Raw genomic sequence first — 20,928 nt, 5'->3', positions numbered from 1 at the left:
AGTTTGTCGCGATAGTCATTGCTACCCAGCGGATCGTACAGATCCTTGTCGACGTCCTTGCCATTAGGCGCCAGCCTGCGATTCCCCAGAATCAGAACCGACCTCAATCAGCAGCTTGGCGCCAGTCTTCGGTTCCAGATACGAATAGTCGATAATCAGCCGCTTAACGCCAGCCTGCGGTTCCAGGTACGAATGGTCGATCAGTTGAATGTAAAAATCCTTTGGTCGCGGTCCTCGCGTTTGAGCAGGAAGCCGTCCGAGCCCCATTTGCAGAGCTTGGTAGCCAGTGTCGCTCGACTCTACGAATCGATTGCGTTTTCGACTCGGAGAGTCGAACGACACTTTTTCACCTCGCCAAGCGTGATGTTTTTGGGAATAACTCAGACACAGCGCCGGACGTGTTTCAGAACCAGCGGTGACTGTGTGGTCCCGTCCGCCAAGAACGCGATGGCGAAGAAGACTGACAAATGGATTTCGCAGATCGATGCGGCCGTGGCAGTTTGGCTTTAACAGAGAACATCTAATCACAGGCGATGAGCGCAATGGGCGATCAGTCGAAGACCCGGACCAGTTCGACGATGAAGTGAATCGTTGAATTCGGGGGGACGGCATTGCGTTGCCCGAGTTCGCCATAGCCGAGTTCAGACGGAATCTCCAACTCGATCATTCCGCCTTCACCGATTAGCTGCATCCCTTCACGCCAACCTTTAACGACATTGTAGAGGTTCAATGTGGCTGGCTTTCCGCGTTCGTAAGTACTGTCAAACACCGTGCCATCGTCCAGTGTGCCGATGTAGTGCACTTTCACATGGCTGGTTTCTTTTGGCTTTCGTTTGTCGCTCTTGCGAAGAATCCTGTATTTCAAACCGGATTCCGTCGTCGTGAACTCGGTTGGCGCATCAGCATCATAATTGGATGGACCATACCCGGACGAGCATCCGGTGAGTAACAATAGCCCGCCCAGCAGGGCAATAAACAGGGATCGATCGGCCATTTCGACTAGCTAAAATTCCGGTGGGATTCGTATCAGAACCAGATACGATCGTATCACGCAAAAGTTCAATCTGGCCAGAGGATATTTTAAGTGAGGCGAATTACGAATGTCGGGTATGAAGGGCATCACCGATTTTGCTGCTCACGCCTGTCTATTTCTTAACTGTGCAGACCTCGATTCACTTCGGCAATCCCAGGAAAATCGCCGCGTTATGAAAACGCGGCGTTGGCGATTGCGAGAAAACGGATTGCGAACACTCTGGGAACCAATGCGAGGTCACTGAATACCCGCTTGATCAAGCGTTGCTTGCTCAGCCGATTTCTCGTTTTGCGCGTTCTGCTGACCAAATTGCTCGATCGCTGACCGCAAGTCCGACGGTGCAACCGCTGAACCTGAACCGGCAGCCCCGATGCCAGCTCCACCTGGATTCTGTTGGGGGGCAGCACTTGGGTTCTGAATCGATGCCGCTGGCGCGTCAGGACCGATATTGGAAACCATCTGGGAAGATTCCTGCGAAGGTCTTTGAGGGGAACCGACAGAGGCCGGTGCGACATTTCCGTTTGGGATGTCACTCGCTTCCACAACAGAAGCAATCGGGATCGCCCCCATCTCCATCACTTTCAAATTGTTTGCCTCGTTCGATTCCATGAACTGGTCATAGCTATCGACAGCGACAAGCAATCGATTCATCGGAATCGGTGCCCCGTTGTATTGCCCCATCGCCATCGCTTCCACCGGAAGGCTGACGTTCAGTTGTACGATGGCCCCTGCGGCCAGGCAGTCAATTTTCTCGGTCACACTGGGGCTGGTCGGACAAATTCGTCCCAGCAATCCCACCAAGGTAAGCCGCATCCCATGAACTGCTCGAGTGCTGCAGTTTTTGATTGTGACTTCGAATGTCGGTCCGCAACCGGGATGAACATCGGCAAGTTTGGCGATGGAGACCAATTGCAAATCTCCCAATTCCGATGTGGGCAGCTGAATAGGCCCCAGCGGATGATAGACCTGCATGTTGCTGTATTGATCGACATCATTGTTGACACCGTAGCGCATCAACAATGAAATCACGTGGTCGCATCGATCCGGCCCCGACATCAGTCGATGCAGATCAATGCCGTCGGCGCTTGCTGTAGAAAGGAATGGCTCAGGAGCACACGTTGCTGAAAACAGCATCGCGAACGCGAGAGCACAACGTTTAAGTCTTTTGGTTTTCATGGCTGCTTTGATGGTTGGATGTGAAAGCGTTTGAGAACGAACCGAAGTTGGGCGAAGTTGGATTAGTCGATATCACCGAAGAGCTACTAAACGAGGCTGGCCTGAGATCTCGGCGATAGTGACGACATTCGGCTAAGCGAACGATGCGGCGCGTCGTTACATCACTAGCCAAAATTTGCTGCCAGGTGATTTTCTGTTGATCCCATGACGGTCCAGTCGCACACTGCAGTTGCATAAAAAAACCCGGCATCGGATCGGGTCCGATTCACCGGGCGATGATGTTGGCTTTGGCTCGACTGACGAAGCCGAAGCGTTCGTCAGTCGACGTCACCGTGAAGGTCACGATTAGTAGCATGCCCAGTAGCTGGTGTAGCAAGGCACGTGATAGGTCACTGGGTAGCAGTAGTTGTACGTGACTGGACGGTAGCAGTGGTAGTTGTAGTTGTAGTGTGGGCGGTAGTAGCTGTAACCGTAGCTGCGGTAGCTATGGCTATACCCGTATCCGTAGCCCACTCGACGGAAGCATGCGGCAATCGCGTCTTCGTCTTTCTCATCGTCGCCCATCAGAGCGTCAACGTCGGCTTGGCCGAAGTCGTCTTCGTCTTCTAGCGAAGTTGGCATCTCGCTCGAGACCGATGCGATGGAGTCACCGTCCAAAACGGCAAGTGATTTCAGCAAGTCATCGTCAGCGCTGACAGTGCCCATGATCATGACGATGGGAGCAACAGTAAGGAGGATTCGCTTCAACATGGTAAGGTTCCTTCAATTGGATTCGACAGAACGTTTGTTTTATGGAGAAAACGGCGAGTCTGCCGAGCTGCTCGTCGCTTTCGATTTCCTTGACACATGAAGCCAAGCGAACGAACGTTCCAGGTGTTTCCAACTTTCCGAAAAAACTTTTCTCCCCGTGCTTTTCTCCCCGTGCTTTTCTGCCCACAACAAAAGCGTCCCAAGCGATCGCCAGCACGGACAATCGAATCCAGGGACCCTGAGTTGATTTATCCCCGACAGATTGCCGATGCGATTTCCAAGGTGGCCGCGTGAATCGAAACGATGTCGTCGATTTCAGGCGCGTAGCCTCCGCTCATCGCGATGGCGACTGGCAAGGACCTCTCGCGACACCAACGAAGCGCCATCGAATCGCGACGTTTCAAACCTTCTTTAGATAGCTTCATCCGCCCAAGTCGATCTCCTTCAAATGGGTCGGCCCCCGCCAGATAAATAGCTAATTCGAATGGTTTCGCTCGATGCAAGTCATCAAGCGCGCCCAGAGCGACTTCTAAGGATGCCATATAAGCATCGTCTTCAGTCCCATCATCCAAAGGCACATCGATATCGCTGGGAAATTTGCGCAGCGGAAAGTTCTTTGCGCCATGCATCGAAAGTGTGACCGCGGATTGATCGCCCGCCAAAATAGAAGCTGTCCCGTTACCTTGATGAACATCCAAATCGATCACACAGGCTCGACCGATAACTTTTTCCGTTTGTAGAACGCGAATCGCGACAGCAGCGTCGTTGAACACACAGTAGCCTTCGCCTGCGTCTGAAAATGCGTGGTGCGTGCCGCCGGCTAAGTTCGCAGCCAATCCATCCTGCAAAGCCGCAAGCGCCGCCGCAATGGTGGCTCCCGTGCTCCGCCGCGAACGCTCCACCATCTTTTCAGACCAAGGGAACCCGATTCGACGAATTTCAGATTTCGACAAACCGCCCGATTTGACACGATCAACATAGCCCTCATCATGACAGAGCAGCAGTTGCTGATCCGTCGCGGCCGGTGGAACCAGCAGCACATCCGCCCGATGGATGTCACTAGTTGCAACATGCCGTCGCAGTCGCCGATACTTGTCCATCGGAAATCGATGCCTGTCTGGCAACGGCAGCTCGAAGTGGTCGGTATAGAAAAGTTTCACAACGGAATCGTCAATTCGAATGGAGATTTTGGAAACGCAATGATTGACTCACCCAATAACCCCTACGTCTCACCAGGCGGTTCATCCGGTCCGGGAAATACGCGTGCCCCCAATAGTATTTCCCAAACCGCGAAAACGGGACTTGTGATCACATTTGCGTTGATCAACGGAGTCGTCGTCGTTGCTGGAATCCTGTCGTACCTGTCCTTAGGCGACTTTCCTGAAGACTTGCCATTGATCCGTTTTGGTCAAGACGAGTGGTTGTTCCTTGCCATCGGAGGGTTGGCAACACTATTGACCATCCCGGTCGCGATCGTGTTGCCTAAGATAATGAAGGGGCAAGCTGCGGAACGACTTCGATCAACGGATTTAGATTTCCCCCAGCCTATCGATACCAATGCGACGTTGCCGCCCGAGGGAAGGCACTTCCTGGGCGCGTTTCAATCAAGCACGCTTATTGGGCAAGCGTTATTCGAAGGCCCTGCGATGCTCAATGCGGTGTTCGTCTTCATCGATCACAATTTTGCACATCTGTTTTTTGTGGCCGTCGGCATCGCAGGAATTGTGTTGCTTGCCCCCACACCACAGAAACTGATCAACGCGATTGAAGACGCAAATCGCCCCAGGTAATGCACTGCGAATAGTCGTCAGGCAGCACCAATGAAACGCGCCAATTTAGTCTTGGTCATCGTCGATAGGAGCCAAGATGTCTGCGATCACTCCATCCGCCGATGCGGGGACCCATCGCAGATCGATCACCAAGTCATCTGCGTCGACCGACGCGATGACCGCTGGCGATTGTTCCAATAGTGAGGCGGCCCATTGGGTTGCCGCCATCGATTGATGTTGCAACCGTAATTGACGAGATGGCAAAGCCCAACGTTTACCTTTTGACAAAACGGCCGAAGCGTTGTCAATCTTGCAACCTTTAATCGTCTGAGAAGCTGTCAGCCGAGTCGCCATGCGCTCGGCTCGACTTCGTAGATTCTCTTCACCGGTTTCGATCAACACACCGAGTGGGCTTGGCTCGTTGACAATCGATGCCAAAACGGTTGCCGCAACCGCATCATTAGCCGTCGCGAAGTTCCACACCAAGCTCGATTCAATCGTTTCAAGCAACGCCGTTTTACCAACGATCAATCCAGCGTTCGCTGATCCGGTCAGCGGTCCCGCCTGCAGCACCACAATGTCGAAGCCAGCTTTCAGCAACGATTTTGCATCCGGGACATCAGCGTATTTCGCTTCAACGGTTGCGATGGGCAATACCGCGACTTGAATCGTATCGTCAGCGGCAAGTTCGAAACATTGCAGTGGCTCCTTGCCGTCGTCAGCCATGACAACGATCGAATGCCCGGCATCCCGAAAGTCACTCGGCTCAACCGTGCCTACTCCGCCACACTGCTCAATGGCATAGCCTTCGAACAAATCCGGCAACGGCAAGCCTGATGGCAAGCGAATGGCGTGTGCACGATGCATTACGATTCGGCGACCTTGCTGCCCAGAATCTTGCTGGCCAGCTGTACTTTGACTCGCGATGTTGCTCGGCCGTGAAGCCAAGGCGACTAACGAGCGAATTGCGGAGTCGAAGTTGTTGGCAACAAGGATCCGATTGCCGGATTGATCCAATTGCCGCGTTAAGGCTTCATCAATCTGACTTCGGGCATTCAGCTTCAAGCAATCGCCTTGCAATAGGTCACATCCCAATTGCAACACACGATCGCCGACCGGAACGCCACTACCGAGTTCGTTTAGCAAGACGCCCGAGGCGTTGTAGCCGAGGGAGGCGATTTCCTTTTGACGCTCGGACCAACGTAAAATGGTCGAACGACCTTGATCAAATGCGCCACGAGCAGTCTCCGATGCGGACTTGACGATCGCGTCGATACTCTTGGAGGCGTTGTCAGGCAAATCCCGCAACAGTTCCGTGGCTTGTGAGCGGACCTTTTTGATGGTTTCCGGATCGCTGGCTTTGCGAGCCACGTCGGCGACTCCGTTACGGATGGCTTGGACAGCCCAAGGTGGTAGACGCATTTATCGATGAATCCTGTTGAATGGCTTGAATCTACAACCAATTTACTCAGTGGCTGTTCCGTCGCGATAGGGATCGCGCTCATCCGGAAACGTCGTCGCAGTGCAAACTCGGCGAACGACTGATACGTATTCGCACGATTTCGCTCGATTCACGTCACTCGACCGAATGCATTTCAGCCGGATCGATGTTCAACAAACGCAAACACCTAGCCATAGCCATGCGTGAACGTTGTGCGACATCCCTTCGGGACAAGACATCCGCATCGGCACGCGTCATACCTGACGAGGCAATTTGATCAGGCAATGCGATGTTTCAGCAATCGGCAGAAGCCTAATACCGGTCTTGTTCCGATTCGGCCCAAACGATCGCGTGTGCGCCATCGAAATTAACGTGAATCACCATCGGGGTGCAACACACCGGGCAGTCTTCGACATAGCTTTGCGATGAGCCTTCGATGGGATCCAGCGGGATCACGATTTCTTCGCCACAGTTTTCGCAGATGTAGCTGCCCTCGCCGTCGAAGTTCTCCGATTGCGATTCGTAGAATTCTGATTGGACGAGTTCCGTTTTGCCGGACTCATCAAGACGTTCGATCGACTCGCCAGAATTGGTTTCATCCATGGTGACACCATTAAAGGATTGGCCGCTGATAATTTGTTCCGTCTTCCCTTGTGGATATTTCGAAACCGTCGCGTTCACACAGTGTTGTACGAAGTGGGCGGCAAGATTTCTCGACAAGGCGGTGCTTTACGTCGAATTGTATCATGACGCCAGCCTTTTCACTTCTCTTCTTCATGACAACTTGCGGATAGGTATTTCACCATGGAACGTAAGGCAAAACGATTTTGGCGTATGGCAGCCTGTGGGGTCGCGGGGCTAGTCATTAGCATTGGCGTAGATTCGCAAAACTCGTCGGCGCAAGACGATCGGCCCGAAGGCCGACGTGAATTTCGCGGCGAACGAGACTCTCGTGGCGACCGGGGCTTCGACGGTCCTCGTGGGCCCCGCGAAGGACGTCCACGCGATGGAGAAGGCCCCGGATTCCGTGCCGAGTCGCCCGGGCCCGGCGGTCCTGGTGGTGGACGCGGCCCTCAAATGATGCTTCGGCTGCCGATCATTGCGGCTCTGGATGCCAACCGTGATGGGGAGATCTCTGAAGCCGAGATCAATAACGCGGCAAACGCTTTGAAGAAGCTCGACCACAACAAAGATGGAAAAATCGATCTCGCCGAAATGCGTCCTGACGATTTTGGCCCCCCCGGTGACCGCCGCCCAGACGAAGCTGGCCCACGCGGGAACGGCCCGCGACCAGACGGCCCGCGACCAGACGGCCCGCGACCAGACGGCCCGCGACCAGAGGGTCCACGAGCTGACGGTCCGCGACCAGAGGGCCCACGCCCCGATGGTCAGGGCGAACGCAGAATGAACGATCGAGGACCTGGAGAGCGAGGACCCGGAGATCGAGGTGCCGGTGACCGTGGCCCACGCGGAGGCGACCAGGCCGGTTCGCCACGCGGACGCGGCATGGGAATGATGGGCCGTGGCGGAGCTGATCCTGAACAGATGCTGTCTCGGTTGCTTCAGCAAGACAAAGATGGCGACGGTGCTCTATCCGAAGACGAATTGCCCCAATGGATGTCTCGTTTCATCGAGCGATTTGACGAAAACAGCGATCAAAAGCTGTCCAAGGACGAATTGAACAAAATGATGGAAGCTCGACGCACCATGGGACGGGACCGAAATGGCCCGCCGCGTGATGGTGGTGGAGCACCTGGTGGTGATCGCCCACGTCGCCCACCAGCGGAGTAGAAACGACCTGCCTGGCCAACCCAAAGGTGTTCGCAATCGCCGGACACCTAGGTTGGCCTCGCGAGTGTTGATACTGCAACCGGATTTTTTCTCCACCGCTTGTCGGATCACGCCACCTGTTCGATAGTGTTGCTCGAAACAAAGTTCAATCGGCGCCCACCGATCTTCGATTGCTTGGCGCCGTCTTCGACGATTTACTTCGCAACTCAAAATCCGAGCAGATTTCATGAGCGTTTTAGTCGCACAGCAAGCGCCCGACTTCAAAGCACAAGCGGTCATGCCCGACGGGCAATTCAAAGAAGTTTCACTTAGTGATTACAAAGGCAAGTACGTCTTGCTGTTTTTCTGGCCACTGGACTTCACGTTCGTCTGCCCAACGGAAATCATCGCCTTCTCGGACCGAGAAAAAGATTTCTCAGACCTAGGCGTTCAGATCTTGGGCGTTTCGATCGACAGCCACTTCACCCACTTGGCTTGGACCAACACGGCGCGTGACCAAGGCGGTATCGGCAAGACTTCTTATCCATTGATTTCGGATTTGAACAAGCAAATCTCGCGTGACTACGACGTCCTGCTCGATGGCGGTGTCGCACTTCGTGGTTTGTTCTTGATCGATCAAGAAGGCCTCGTACGCCACCAAGTCGTCAACGATCTCCCATTGGGACGAAGTGTTGATGAAGCACTTCGAATGGTCAAAGCACTTCAGTACTTCGAAAAGAACGGCGAAGTTTGCCCAGCGAATTGGCAAGAAGGTGCCCGCACGATCAAGCCAAACGTCGACGACAGCAAAGAGTTCTTTGGTGCCGAGTACGCGGGCTAATCGCCAGCGAACACGTTTTGGAAATGCAGCCTGACAGTGGGGTCCTGACAGTGTGACCCACACAGCGGGATATGGCAGATCTGCCCCGAACCCACTGCTTGGCTCATTGATCAAACAATAGCAGTCACGTTGTTGACTCGCTAAGCAATGGCCGCAAAGCCGATGTGAATTCGCATCGGCAGAGACTTGCGGCCATTTCGTTTTAACTTTCTTTGCCGGCTATCGCTTGTCGGCTTCATGTTTAGACCGGAATTGATTGGATGTGGTTGACTGCCCCAAACCGACTCGGCATCGCAGCTTGGCAAATCGGTGATTCCGTCTGGCGAATCGACGCGAGCGGAGGGACGTCACTATCGATCGGCGGCAATTCGGTTTCGCTTCGTCATCCCGACGATCAAACTCTGCCAGCTCTCGACGAGCAATTCGTTCGTGGCGACGAATTGCACCTCTCGTATCCTCAAACTGAATCTCTTGAATTCGGCTACCGCGTTGTCATTCGCCCGATCGAGATTGCCGATTGGTCGGCATCATCAGATCGCACTGTCTTTGAAAGGCGCAGTGCCTTTGAATGGATCGTCTCAGTTCAAACAACGCTGCTGGATTCCCACCCCACAATCGATCTGGTCAGTGATATTGACGCCTCCAAGGGGCTTGGTGCGTCTGAAACCCTGACGCTTCCAGCAACCAATTCGGTGGCTTACCGATCGAAAGTCGATGGGGCATCCGTCGCCATCCTTTTAGGGGGACGCGACGCACCCTTCACGGATTTCGTTGCCGGTGAAACGTCCACACGGCTCAGACTATTTGGCCAATTCCTTGAAAAAGGCGTCATCCGCCGCGCCCAGCCTTGGGTTTTGATCGACCGATCAGGTGAAGAAATCTCGGTGGCCACAATCGAGAAAGCGGCCGAGGCATTGGCATCCAGCCCGATCCCATTGAATTGACGCAGACCGCGCGATTGCGGTCTTGCCAAGGCGCAATACAACTGCGGAGGGTAAATTCAATTCGGAGTCGGCTCGACTTTTTTTCTCCGTTTCACATATCCGCTTGTGACGGTTTTACGGTTTTCGCTCTTCGTTGGCCCCAGCGAGCAGTTAAACCTGCCGGTAGTCGCTAGGATTCGCTGTTTCCGACTGTTCAGTTTGCGTAAACTAGAGGCATGTCACAAACATTGCGGGGTGGTATTTGCATGGGTGACCGCCTGCCGCACTTTTCACTTATCCAAGACACAACGGCGATGATTCCACGGTTGGAATCAATTTCATTCGCCCTGTCACCGCGCTCGGCATCCCGGTAACGCATGGTTCGCCAAGAGATCCGCATCGAACATATCGCCGACTGGTTCAGGCGGGTTGTCGCGATGTCGGTGTGCGCCATCGTCGTCCAATTCTTTGCGTTTCCAGTCCTGGCACAGCCTCCGGGGACTTACCCACCACCGGAAGTGGTACGGCCACCGGCAACCTCGGCAGCAGTGGAACCTGGAAAAATCCCCATCAAAGGGATGTTCGTTTTCGACGTCTCAAAAGCGCCGATCTACCTGCCACCGATGACTTACGAAAAGTGGTGGCAGCTTGAACAAGAATCGGAGAACCAAACACGCCGTTTTATTTTTGAAAGTGTCGTGATCGACGGTCGAGTCGAAGGCAACCGTGCCGACCTGAGCGTCGAAGTTCGCGTCAGTGTTGACGCCACAGACGATGAGACGGTCGAAATCCCAATGTCGATGGAGAACTTTCACCGACTCGCGCCAGCGGAATTCTTTCTTGGACAAGACAATGACAACAAGCTAGCACTCGATATCGACCAGCAAAGTGGTGTCCAACAACTGCTAGCGGCAGTCAAAACAGACACGACCGTTGCCTTTCGTATGCAGATGTCGGCACGAGTCGAAAACGATGGCTTTAAATCGTTGGAATTTCGGCTACCACCCGCCCCAACGCAAATCAAGTTGCTGACAGACGCATCGGATGTTGTTGGCCAAATCCTTGACCGCGATGACGAGGTGATCGAAACGAGTGCGGAAGCCGCAGGACGGACACGATTCAACATCGTCAGCAGTGGTGGGAACTTCACGCTGCAATGGGGCAAGCAAGACAACCCAGTCGTGACTCCGCAGTTGGAGTCGACCAGCGACGTGTCCGTCACCTGGAATTCTCCTCAGGATCAATTCGTCCAAAACGTCGAAATGACCGTTCGCGACCCGCGAGGTCCGATCTCCAGTTTCCAATTGCAATTGCCAGAGAACGCCAGCCTCTATGAAAACCCACGACTGATCGGCGGCGGGCAGTTTGGCCAACTCGAAACGTCCGAAGTCAGCGCCGATCGCCCGGGACTGTACCTGGTAACGATCCCCAAAGTCGAACGCCAAAAGAGTCTCGCGATCTCGTTTCGTGTCGAACTCACCAGCGACGCACCATCGGCCGCATCACCGCTGCGTTTCCAAGTGCCCCATGTTGTGGACGCCGTTCGCAGCCGCGGAACCGTACGGGTCACTGCGGGTCCGGACTATCGATTGCGTTGGCGAGAACGGCCGAGCGTCACCAAGATCGCCGGTAGCGACGCAGACGACCCTTCTGGAGGCGAGAACGTCCACGAGTTTCAATTCATTCGTGGCGAATTTGTTCTTCCCATGTGGCTCGATGCGACACGACGTGAAATGCGAATCACCAGCGCATCGCATGTCGAACTGCGTGACAACTATGCCGACTTGGCAATGGAAATCCGCTCTGCCGGAAACAGTAGCCCCAGCCGATTGCTGACGGTCGATATGGTTGGTTGGCAAATTCTTTCGGTCGAAAACGCACGAACGGGTGCCAGGATTTCTCGATACGATCGCGATCAATTCATCGAAATTGAAAACGCCTATACGGGAATGGAAGAATCGATTCCGGTGCTTATCAAAGCTCGTCTAGTCTTTGATTCCGAAAACAACGAAACGAAAACTCAACAGATTGATCTGACGATCCCACGAGTGGTTTTGGATGGCGATGGTCAGGAACCAGTCACGGTCACCGAATCGACGCTGGAACTGAGCAGCCGTGGACGTCGAGCCTTAGTTGTCGATCTGGGAAGATCCCAAAACCTACAACGACAGCCTGTTGACGATTCAAAGCAGGACAACAGTTTGCGAAGGTTTGCGATTGTTCCTGCTGATGCCGAAGCGCGTGTCATCGGCGACTTGGTTGAACAGCCGCCGCGTCTTGTCTTTGAATCACTTGATGCCAACGTTCAGCTAGAAGTCGATCAAATCGATACGGTCGTGCGTTGGAAGATTCAATCGCAAACGGACCTCGAAGGCAGACTTCGTGTTGCTGTGCCTCGTTTGAACAACCAGCCAGTGGCGACCACCAGTGCTGGTACGACACTCGACGCAGCAAACACAGATTCAAACTCGACAAAATCCGAATCGGGTACGGCCAACACATGGTCGGTTCTGGTGCAAGGCAGGCCCGCCAGCATTGTTCCGGTAAGTAGCGATGAAGCCAATTCCGAGAACGATGCGTCTGGACGCACTTCACCGACACTCGATTATTTCGATGTCGTTTCTGATGCGTTAGCCGACGGAACCATGGAGATTCGTTTTCAGCGAACTTGGCCGGTCGCAAAGGCACAGCAAGATCAATCGGCAACCACACAGTTCTCGATGCCATACCCGTTGGTGCAAGACATCACGTTGCGGGGTGAGGTCACAGTCGATTTGATTGGCGATCAAGAAAACGTGCTTGAGCCAGTTGATGATTTCATCGAAGGCAACGACTTGCGTTTTCGCAATCTGCCAAAAGCACCGATCAAACTGAAACTTTCACCTCAAGCACGCGTGCAAAGCGAAGTGCAGATCGGAAAAGTCTTTATCAGAACGATCGTCAACGAAATCGCTCAGCACGACCAGGTCATCGCAGTTATCGACGGCTCAGGCGAATTCGATATCAGTTTGTTGGGAAAGGAAGCTCCCGAAACGAAAGTGATGATCGATGGCAAACCGGCAGCATTTCGCATCTCGGAGCAGAAACTGCAAATCCGATTAACTGACGAAGCCAGCTCGCATCATATCGTTGACATCCGCTTGTGGACGGATCGTTCGGCGACGGGTTTGATTGAAGACATTTCCCCCATGGTTTCGCTCGGCCCTGGACAGCAGGAAGTTTATTGGCAGCTGACCACACCGCCAAACTGCCATCTGTTGCGAACGAATCCATCGGTCGGTCGACTGATGCGCTGGACATTTGATCGCTGGCTTGTCAGACAACCGTTGCTCGCCGAAACCGCCTTGGTCAATCGAATGGTTCAAGGTGATGCGGAGTATGTCGAACTGACTCCGATGCCAAACAGCGGAAACCGTTATTTGTTTTCTGCAATGGACGATCGGGCGTTCGAAGCATTGACTGGTACACGGACATTGATTTGGATGCTGGTCGCAAGTTTTGTTGTGATATGTACGTCGGTACTAACGTACTTTCCGGCAACGCGGCACCCCGTGACACTTTTGCTGGGCATTGTTGGTCTCGCGGGTTTGCTGTCGATCGCCCCAGATGCCACGGTCCTTTTAGGGCAAGTATCGATGCTCGCGTTGATTGTCGTCGCGGTCATGTTGGCAATTCGCAGCTTGGTGATCCCGACACCGTCACGGGTTCTCAGCAGCAGCCATGTTTCACGAACATCGGCCTCACGATTCGAACCGTCAACTCGCAATGGACGCCCCGCGGAGTTCCGCTCGCCAAGTAGTATCGCAGTCACCCATTCGATTGGTCCTGAAGACGTCACGACAGCCCCCGATGAGGTTTCGTCGTGATAGTCCATCAGTCACTTCGTCGCTGCATAGTGGTGCCGATGTTCTGGCTGTTAATCGGAACAATCGGGATCGCTCAAGAAGCCAACAACGAGTCGCCGCCTGAGGTCACCGCGGAGAGTACCGCAACGACACCCAGTGCTGACTCGCAATCGACTGAATCAGCATCGGATTCGGTAGCGGAAGCGAACACGGACCAACCTGCTGCAGAAACACCTGCCGAGTCGACAGGGATGGATGAGACTCCCGCACCGGCGAAGGAAATACCAGAGCAGGAAATACCAGAGCAGGAAATACCAGAGCAGGAAATACCAGAGCAGGAGGAATCGATCGAGGACATGCCATCCGATAATGAAGTGATCGGAGTTACTCTTCCGATCGATCATTTCGATGGCCGCCCCTTCCGTCCTATCGGTGTCTATCAATCGCAGTTAGTTGGACTCGTCCCTCAGGACTTTATTCCTGTTGCGCTAGGTGAGCTTCGACAGCTGTTATCGCAAATCGACGAGCAGAATCAAAACAAGACCCAAGCTCGTTTATTGAGTTCGTTTTACGATGTCCGTCTTGATGACCAGCTTTTACTTAGCGATCGAAGTGTCCTGGTATTTGACCATCCGACAGGACAGACCGTTCGGCAAAATCTTGGACGTGTGAATCTGGCAATCACGCCTCGTCGCCCGTTATCCAGAGGCACTGCCGCCACGTCAGCGAACACGCAATCACGTTTCGAAGCGGATGCGCAAGGCCAACTGATCGCGGTTATTCCAAGTCGTGAGGTTGCCAACAAAGCGACGAACAACTCTGCCACTGAATCCACCGCGACGGAAGAGAGCTCTGAAGTCTCAAGTCAGATTTCGAGCCGCCGATCAGAACTACAGTTTGGTTGGACCTTGCGTGGCGAAAACGTCGGAGCCGTTCGAAAATTTGATCTTCGTCTGCCGCGTTGTCCGCAATCACGCCTGGTAATCTCTGTCGACAGTGACGTCACCTTGGAATCACGGCAAGGTGTTCTCGTCGAACGACCAGGGCCGCCACCGGATGCTGACGTTCAAACACGATCTGGCGAAATACGTTGGTACGTCCTTGAAGCGGGAGGCTTAAATCGCATCGAATTGTTTGCCAGAAAACGCGTCTCTGAAGCTAGTAGCAATGCCTTAATCGTTCGTCGCGAATCCAAACAGTACGAAGTGGATCTCGGTGGTGCAAAGTGGACACATCACCTTTCGCTGGAAATGCCGGTCCGCCGTGACGAGCTGCGATTCCGTTGTCCAGTCGGTTCAGTGTCAGACGTGCGTTTGAATTTCCTCGAATCAAGATTTCAAGTGATTCGAAGAACCGACGGCCAAGCGGTCATCAGCATTCAGATTCCGGGAAAGTTCCCAGAAAATGAATCGCCTCCATCTCCCGAAGGCGTTTCATCTGGTGTTGGCACCGATGAGGCGGCATCGGAATTAATGACATTGACGATCACCGGGAACTCCGATTGGAACCTCGGCGATGGCATGTGTTCGCTCCCTTCGGTAATACCGATGGATGAAAACGTCTATTGGAGCCCGACAACGACCACGGCTCGTGTCACCATTACAGGTCCTCTGGAAGTCGCCAAGTGGAACCTCCCGATCGGATGGCAACAGTCGGTTCAACAAGTCGTCAATCAGAACCAAACGATTCTGACCGGCGAAGGCCCCTCGACCAGTCCGGTACCGGCTTCAGAAGCATCGACAGACTCGCAAGCATGGTCAAGTATCGGACTGATCCGAAAGACCAATCGTACGTCAGACCATATTTGGACACGAATGCGTGTCAGCGAACAACCGGTGCAGGCAATCAAGGCGACCACTCGCATTCACTATCGATTGCTGGATGCTGATCTTTCGCCGATGACGTTTGATGTCAATCAGGATTGGATCATCGAAGAGGTGCGGATCATTCAGTCGGGTCGACGTATCAATGTCGGTCCGAAATCTCGAGTCTTCTCGATCTGGCCAACCCCATCTGAAGCGAGCCTGGCAGAACTCGATATCGAAATCACATCGCGACGAAACCTATTGGGCAATCGCGAAAACTTACGTCTTCCTGCTTCGTGGGTCATACGACCACGAGGCGCGATCACTCCGCATGTGATCGCAGTCCAAGCACCAGGACGTCGCCGCTGGAACGGTGACTCGGTTTTAATCGCAGACCGTGTCGAATTGAAGTCGCTGGACGAACAAGCGGTCTCGTTTCTTCAACCGACGTCCGAAACAATTTTGCTGCAATCCGATTCAGGTCAAGTTCCTGCGCTTGAGCTGGAACCGATCGACATCGCGATTGGTGTCTCGCTTAAGCATGTCGTGACGAATGAACCGGGCGGTGTCGTTGAAACGATCGTGATTCGGTCCGCGACATCACAGCCGATCAAAGAATTGGGAGTCCTCACGGGAACATTACATTCACTGCCCTTTGATTGGCTGTTGCGCCGGATAGATCAGTCAGCAACAGTCAGTTTGCCTCCCTCGGATATTCAGCCACCCAATGGCGATCCGTTGGGGACATACATCATTCGACTCGATGGACGCGAATTCAACGACTATGAACTTGTCGGTCGGCGATTTTTGCCGTCCGGTCAGGAACAACTATCAATCCAATTGCCCAGCGTCCGAGACGACACCAGTCAGAATGCTGAATTGTTTTTGTCGGCTCCATGGGAAGTGATGAATGTTCCCGAAGGCGTTCTGCTGGTTCCAGGAGACGACCTTATTCCTGAAACCGACGATGAGCATGAGCCAAGTGATCTTTCCCAACGCGTGCGATACGATCCCGCGCTGCGTCCAGAATTGACCATTCGGCGGCTGCATACCGATTCACGCACCTGCTTGATCTGGAAGCAATCGATTGAGGTCACAGCCAGCGGTCGAATGGAAGATTTGGTGTATCTGTCTGCCGAGCTTTCAACTCGCAAACCGATCCATATCATTCACGACGATGACCTCGAACTGATCTCCATCAATCTGAATGGCAAATTTCCAGCGATTGAACAATCCGTTGATGGGATTTGGATCGATCCTGAGCTACCGACCGACCGAGTCGCGATCTCGATGCGTCGACGACATCAGTCCAGCGGTTGGTTACGACAGTGCATGGCACCCGATGTGCAAATCGAAGGACACGTGCTGGAACAGCAAGCTGCATACGAAGTCGACCCGACCTCATTCCTATTGCACATCGAGCATTTGCAGGCACAGTCTCAGAACGGTGCTACAGACCCGGAATCGGAATCGACTCATTCTCTGGATTCACGCGTTGGCCTTTGGATCATGCCTCGGCATATTGCGTTGGGCATCGGTTGGCTGGTCGCGTTGTCGTTGGTTCAGCTTTCCTGGATGCTTTGCAAGTACGTCCCTAAAGGCTTGAACGTTCTGTTTGTCGCGATGGTTTTGTCGGCTAGCGGCGCTGTGATTTTCTGGCAGTACCAGCTCCCAATCCTGATTTGGGTAACAGTACCACTTGCTCTCGGCGGGTTATTGCACGTCATCACTCGAAAGCCTTCGAAATCGGATTCGTATGATGACATCACACAACATGGAAACGGATCGTTCCATCAGTCGAGAATTCACGAGGGTGCCGACTTTTCACTAACGCTCTCGATTTGGATTGCGGTATTCGGAACGATATTCGGCCTGATGGCGAATACGGTTTCAGCTCAGGCGATAGCTGCCGACGCTGCAAAAACTGATTTCCAAGCCCCCATCGAGCTATTGCTTCCGCTGGATCAGACCCATCATCCGACCGGCGACAAGGTTTACCTATCTAAGTCCGACTACGAACGGATTCGCGATCGTGTGAATTCGGAACTTGCAGTCGAAGCACAATTCCAGGCAGCAAGCTATCGCGTCATTCTTGAACCATCACGGGATAGCTCTCGCGATTTAACAGCAGAGATTCAGGCCGAATATCAAATCACAACGGCCCGTGAATCGACAAAGTTGCTTTTGCCGATTCGCTCGGATGCGATTCGACGGATCGAATTGATCAATGGCGACGAATCTCAAATTGCTCGATACATCGTATCCAATGCGACATCCGTCATTGTGGACATCCCGCGAGCCCGACAATTCGGACTGCGTGTGACATTCATTCCCAATGTCACCATCGCCAAAAAAAGTCCACCACCTGGTTCTACCAACACTGACACTGCCGCTTCGGAGTCATCGGAAACTTCGGAGACGGATCCAGAAGCCACTACACTTAACGAACCCGATGGTTTAACCCACACGATCCGGCTGCCGATACCGATCGTGCACATGGCAAACTTGATCGTCGAAGCACCACGTGAAATTTTGATCGAGTCACTCGGAACGCCATTTGGAAAAACACTGACTCGCCCCGAGCTAGGCCGCTACGAAGCCGACTTGGGACCTATCAACGAACTTTTGATCAAATGCCATCGCGAGCGGCGTGGCGAATCGGGACGTATGCAATCACTGCGTCGGACCTATCGCATTGCCGCGGGGGTTCAGTCAACGATTGTTGAATGCGAAATCGAATCGATCACTCCGATCGAAAGTGGGCAAAGCCTTTCGCTGACCATCCTCGGCCCGCCACCGACGAATCTAGATCCGACGACCTGGAAATTGAGCCAACGTGCTCGTGCAGAAGGGCCACTTGATGAAGAAACTCTGATCAGCTCCGTCGGGGTTTATCAGTTCATCAAACAGTCCGATGCACCGGCCCCCGTTCGATTGTTCTGGCGTTTACCATCGCTGCTGAATGACCCGACTTCCACAGAAGACCGCAAACTGCTTCCCGTGCCTGACGTCGTCGCGACCAATTCGGCACAATCGATGCAAACGATGTTCGGAATTGAGTCCGCGCCATCGGTCCGGCTCACCGAGTCGGCATCGTCATCGGTTGCGGTCAGCTCCGACGACTTTTTGAATCGCTGGGTCGGGTACTCCGGCCCATTGGCGAGAGCATTTGTTGCCGAATCAGACTTTCCATCATTCGCCCTTTGGCGAGATCGTGACGCAGAGTCTTCGTTGGTGATGCAGCATCATTTGCATGTTGACACCAACCGACTAACTCTGACTTTGAATGCGATCGTTATCGACCCAAGACCGGTAACGAATCGTATCTCGATGGCGATTCCTGCCGGATTTCAGTTGCTACGGCAATCGATCAATGGCGAACCACTTGCAATCTCGTCACAAACGAAGCTTCCCAACGGTAACATCGTCGTTTCACTGGGCGATCGAAGGATCGATGGGCAGATGGAAATCAAGCTTGTCTGCCAAGCAAACCTTCCGTCAGATGGCAAAGTCGCATTGCCTCGAATTGAAGCACTGGGCGCGATCAACCCGACGATCAACTACCAAGTGACACGATCTAGCGGCGTTCGAGTTGAAGTGGGCGATGTGCCACAACCATTGGTACTAAATCGCCCCGTCGTCGGACGACAGGAACTTCTGGCAGGACAGATTCCAGTTTTTGAACTTAGCCCCACGGCGGTCTCAGAACTGCTTGATAGTTCGTCAAACACATCGTTGCTGCCAAGTAATCTTCGAGTGCGAAAGCAACCTCGCGATGCGTCGGTGAAATGCAATCAGACCTCATTGATGCGTTATGTCGATGGACAATGGGTCTGTCACACACTTTTACAATTGCCAGCCAATCGAATACCTGACTTTGTCGACGTTGAGATCCCCGGAGCCTGGGCTAGGTCGGTAATTGTCGATGATGCAGACGTCTGGGCGGTACGCAATTCAAACGATTCTGTAGTCAGCGTCGCAAGAATTCATTTCGGTGAATCCGAAAGCGAAGACCGTGGTGTTGAAACACGACGTGTCTTGGTGACATGCACATTAGACAACCGTGATCAGGGTCGCGTGACGGTTCCCAAGATCAAGGTACTTGGAAACGTCGACGGACGCCGTGTCGTCCTGCTACCACAACGTTTAACGACGGAGGCGATTGATTGGCGACGACGAGGTGCTCGCGAAACCCAGCTTGACCCAACTTTACCGATTTTGTTCGGCAACATTCTCGAAGATCCAACGATGTATTCTGCGTACAACATCGTTGCAGAGAACTGGTCGATTCAGCTCGAACCGCTGTCACAAGCCGCCATCGATCCGGTCGCGCTATGTTGTGACGCAAGGTTATTTCTCACCGGCGATCGAGCGATCGTATTCCAACGTTTCGACATCCTCCCCGAACAAGGCACAGAAGTTGTCCTGGCGTTGCCGAGTTCGGCAAAGTGTATTGGGGTATGGGCCGGTGGTCGCGAAATTGACTTTTCACCGCAGAGCATCACCCCTGTCGATGCCAGCGCCGTCAGCCCCTCCCCGAAACAAAACCTTGTCATTCCGCTTGCCTATAGTCGGCTTCCGCAATCGCTGGAGGTTTTTCTTGAAATCACCGCAACGGAGAAGGAAACACGCGACTACCTATGTGCCCCGGTGGGAATTCCACTGCGGCGACAATGGCTATCCGTTTATCAAGCACCGTCAGCTCACTCAACACATGTGCTAACACTGCAAGCAGACGAGAGTCGCGGATTCGATCCTATCGGAACGGATCCCAATGAAATGGCGATCGCATTTGCACAAAGTGTTGTCTTGGCGATCGAGCGTTCACGCGACTTACTGGCCGAACGTAGCGACGCAGAAATATCGCAATGGTTACTGCCATGGGTCGCCCGTTACGAATCCATTGCGACGCTTGCAGGACATCGATTCGATTCCAATTTGCAATCAGACAAACCGAAGGCCGACACAGCAGACAAGACTTCGACACCTGAGGAGTCCGAATCCGAAAGTGCAACCGATGAAGCATCGATCCCGGTCGAGTCTGTCCCGACAGTGACACCGGAACGAGTCGACCCGCGTTGGACAGAACTCGATCGACGTTTACTAACTTTTGCAGGACGTTTCCTGACACCAGAAACCGAATTGCCCAAGCCACTGCTTTCGCCCATTCGGTTCCGTGACTATGAACGTCTCGAAACACGTCGGCTGAAATCTCTTGATGATCTACCAGTTCTGAAGCAGCGGTTCGCTAAACACGATGGCTTACAGAGGGGGCTGTTCAACATCATCACGTTGATCACTTTTGCGCTGGCAATCATTCTGCTTTGGCCATTTCGCGGCCGGTACCGCTATTGGCTTGAACATCCAACGACATGGCTCGTCGCGATTGCCTTGTTGGGCTGTTTCTTTGTGCCGTTTCCAGTCCCTGTCGCAATTTTACTGGTCGCCGTCTCCGCCCCAGCCTTGCGGTATTTTTCTAAACGCCCGCGAATCGCATCACCATCGAAAGCGATGTCGAGAGATCATTCACGCGGATAGGTAAAACACGGGATGAAGCATCCGCTAGTGCTTCGTT

Annotated in this window: 12 protein-coding genes; 6 read left to right on the top strand and 6 right to left on the bottom strand. The window is 53.5% G+C overall.

Features of this window, described 5'->3' with window-relative positions; translation table 11 throughout:
* Window positions 1-550: 550 nt before the first annotated feature.
* From LOC67_RS19930 to LOC67_RS19915, 4 genes are all read right to left on the bottom strand, one after another.
* Complete coding sequence (locus tag LOC67_RS19930) at window positions 551-994, bottom strand: FKBP-type peptidyl-prolyl cis-trans isomerase (protein ID WP_230264516.1); 444 nt, start codon at window positions 992-994, stop codon at window positions 551-553.
* A gap of 276 nt (window positions 995-1,270) precedes the next feature.
* On the bottom strand, window positions 1,271-2,209 hold the full coding sequence (locus LOC67_RS19925; protein ID WP_230264515.1) for a hypothetical protein: 939 nt from the start codon (window positions 2,207-2,209) through the stop codon (window positions 1,271-1,273).
* A gap of 345 nt (window positions 2,210-2,554) precedes the next feature.
* Window positions 2,555-2,959, bottom strand: coding sequence for a hypothetical protein (locus LOC67_RS19920; RefSeq protein WP_230264514.1), 405 nt, complete (start codon window positions 2,957-2,959; stop codon window positions 2,555-2,557).
* 248 nt (window positions 2,960-3,207) lie between these two features.
* Window positions 3,208-4,059, bottom strand: coding sequence for a histone deacetylase (locus LOC67_RS19915; RefSeq protein WP_230264513.1), 852 nt, complete (start codon window positions 4,057-4,059; stop codon window positions 3,208-3,210).
* A gap of 9 nt (window positions 4,060-4,068) precedes the next feature.
* Between LOC67_RS19915 and LOC67_RS19910 the strand changes: the two genes are divergently transcribed.
* Window positions 4,069-4,749 carry a hypothetical protein gene (locus LOC67_RS19910; protein ID WP_230264512.1) on the top strand — a complete coding sequence of 227 codons (681 nt, stop codon included), beginning with the start codon at window positions 4,069-4,071 and terminating at the stop codon, window positions 4,747-4,749.
* Window positions 4,750-4,794: 45 nt separating this feature from the next.
* On the opposite strand, the gene LOC67_RS19905 is transcribed toward LOC67_RS19910, so the two are convergent.
* Both LOC67_RS19905 and LOC67_RS19900 read right to left on the bottom strand, forming a co-directional pair.
* Entirely contained in the window at window positions 4,795-6,150 is a 1,356-nt protein-coding gene (locus tag LOC67_RS19905; protein ID WP_230264511.1) for a hypothetical protein, read from the bottom strand.
* Between the two features lie 331 nt (window positions 6,151-6,481).
* Window positions 6,482-6,889, bottom strand: coding sequence for a CPXCG motif-containing cysteine-rich protein (locus LOC67_RS19900; RefSeq protein WP_230264510.1), 408 nt, complete (start codon window positions 6,887-6,889; stop codon window positions 6,482-6,484).
* An 84-nt stretch (window positions 6,890-6,973) separates the two neighbouring features.
* On the opposite strand from LOC67_RS19900, the gene LOC67_RS19895 reads away from it, so the two are divergent.
* From LOC67_RS19895 to LOC67_RS19875, 5 genes are all read left to right on the top strand, one after another.
* Window positions 6,974-7,960 (top strand): hypothetical protein, encoded by a 987-nt coding sequence (locus tag LOC67_RS19895; protein WP_230264509.1) that lies wholly within the window; start codon window positions 6,974-6,976, stop codon window positions 7,958-7,960.
* A 226-nt stretch (window positions 7,961-8,186) separates the two neighbouring features.
* Window positions 8,187-8,780: a peroxiredoxin gene (locus LOC67_RS19890; RefSeq protein WP_230264508.1), complete on the top strand. Its 594-nt coding sequence runs from the start codon at window positions 8,187-8,189 to the stop codon at window positions 8,778-8,780.
* Window positions 8,781-9,040: 260 nt separating this feature from the next.
* Entirely contained in the window at window positions 9,041-9,724 is a 684-nt protein-coding gene (locus tag LOC67_RS19885; protein ID WP_230264507.1) for a hypothetical protein, read from the top strand.
* 356 nt (window positions 9,725-10,080) lie between these two features.
* Complete coding sequence (locus LOC67_RS19880; RefSeq protein WP_230264506.1) at window positions 10,081-13,569, top strand: hypothetical protein; 3,489 nt, start codon at window positions 10,081-10,083, stop codon at window positions 13,567-13,569.
* Window positions 13,570-13,607: 38 nt separating this feature from the next.
* Window positions 13,608-20,891 carry a hypothetical protein gene (locus LOC67_RS19875; protein ID WP_230264504.1) on the top strand — a complete coding sequence of 2,428 codons (7,284 nt, stop codon included), beginning with the start codon at window positions 13,608-13,610 and terminating at the stop codon, window positions 20,889-20,891.
* The last annotated feature ends 37 nt before the right edge of the window (window positions 20,892-20,928 follow it).

The sequence above is a fragment of the Stieleria sp. JC731 genome, assembly GCF_020966635.1.
In the GTDB taxonomy this organism is placed as follows: Bacteria; Planctomycetota; Planctomycetia; order Pirellulales; family Pirellulaceae; genus Stieleria.
This window is presented reverse-complemented; position numbering and strand designations above follow the sequence as displayed.

Coding starts and splice junctions, on each gene's coding strand:
- LOC67_RS19930 (WP_230264516.1), bottom strand. CDS start 994: ATGGCCGATCGATCCCTGTTTATTGCCCTGCTGGGCGGGCTATTGTTA.
- LOC67_RS19925 (WP_230264515.1), bottom strand. CDS start 2,209: ATGAAAACCAAAAGACTTAAACGTTGTGCTCTCGCGTTCGCGATGCTG.
- LOC67_RS19920 (WP_230264514.1), bottom strand. CDS start 2,959: ATGTTGAAGCGAATCCTCCTTACTGTTGCTCCCATCGTCATGATCATG.
- LOC67_RS19915 (WP_230264513.1), bottom strand. CDS start 4,059: ATGGACAAGTATCGGCGACTGCGACGGCATGTTGCAACTAGTGACATC.
- LOC67_RS19910 (WP_230264512.1), top strand. CDS start 4,069: ATGCCTGTCTGGCAACGGCAGCTCGAAGTGGTCGGTATAGAAAAGTTT.
- LOC67_RS19905 (WP_230264511.1), bottom strand. CDS start 6,150: ATGCGTCTACCACCTTGGGCTGTCCAAGCCATCCGTAACGGAGTCGCC.
- LOC67_RS19895 (WP_230264509.1), top strand. CDS start 6,974: ATGGAACGTAAGGCAAAACGATTTTGGCGTATGGCAGCCTGTGGGGTC.
- LOC67_RS19890 (WP_230264508.1), top strand. CDS start 8,187: ATGAGCGTTTTAGTCGCACAGCAAGCGCCCGACTTCAAAGCACAAGCG.
- LOC67_RS19885 (WP_230264507.1), top strand. CDS start 9,041: ATGTGGTTGACTGCCCCAAACCGACTCGGCATCGCAGCTTGGCAAATC.
- LOC67_RS19880 (WP_230264506.1), top strand. CDS start 10,081: ATGGTTCGCCAAGAGATCCGCATCGAACATATCGCCGACTGGTTCAGG.
- LOC67_RS19875 (WP_230264504.1), top strand. CDS start 13,608: ATGTTCTGGCTGTTAATCGGAACAATCGGGATCGCTCAAGAAGCCAAC.